General features: G+C 48.0%; 1 pseudogene. It reads right to left on the bottom strand.

The features are described 5' to 3' along the window. A pseudogene (locus CH339_RS25650) lies at positions 1–273 on the bottom strand (transcription termination factor Rho); the annotation flags it as partial.

Here is a 273-nt window from a genome sequence, read left to right as displayed (position 1 = left end):
ATCGTCGCCGTTAACCGCTTCAACGTGCAGCAGGCCGTAATACCGTTCGTTTTCTTTTGGAGGGCGGACCTTTCCGGACACTTTATCACCGTTTCTCAAATCAAAACGGCGGATTTGTGAGGCGGAAATATAGATATCCTCTGAACTAGGCGAGTAGTTGATCGGTCTGAGAAAGCCGAACCCTTCGGACTGGATGATTTCCAATACGCCTTCCATGAACAGCAGATCTTCCTGTTCGGCGTTTGCTTTCAGAATGGCAAAAATCAGTTCCTT

The sequence above is a fragment of the Rhodobium orientis genome, assembly GCF_003258835.1.
In the GTDB taxonomy this organism is placed as follows: domain Bacteria; phylum Pseudomonadota; class Alphaproteobacteria; order Rhizobiales; family Rhodobiaceae; genus Rhodobium; species Rhodobium orientis.
Note: the sequence above shows the minus strand (reverse complement) of the source record. Positions and strands in the feature narration are given on the sequence as shown.